The sequence below is a fragment of the Burkholderia sp. GbtcB21 genome, from assembly GCF_019091065.1.
Lineage (GTDB): Bacteria > Pseudomonadota > Gammaproteobacteria > Burkholderiales > Burkholderiaceae > Burkholderia > Burkholderia pyrrocinia_C.
Window position 1 is genome coordinate 1 of sequence record NZ_JAGXKA010000326.1, and the last position, 255, is coordinate 255.

The 255-nt window shown below is 60.8% G+C and carries 1 pseudogene; it reads left to right on the forward strand.

Features of this window, described 5'->3' with window-relative positions:
* A pseudogene (locus tag KVT39_RS37045) lies at window positions 1-255 on the forward strand (transposase); the annotation flags it as partial.

A 255-nucleotide genomic window follows, 5' to 3' on the forward strand; every position in this document is an offset into this window, starting at 1 on the left:
AAGGGCGAGCGAACGCTGGCCGAACTGGCACAGCAGTCCGATGTGCACCCGAACCAGAACACGGAATGGAAACGGCAATTGCAGGAACGCGCGGCGGACGTGTCCGGCGCGGGCGGTACGCCGACGAACGAGCCGCCGGTTGATCTGAAATCGCGGCACGCGAAGATCGGACAACTGGCGCTGGAAAATGATTTTTTAAGCGGCGCGCACGACAAGGCGGGATTGCTGAGCGCAAAGAAATGATCGACCGTAAGC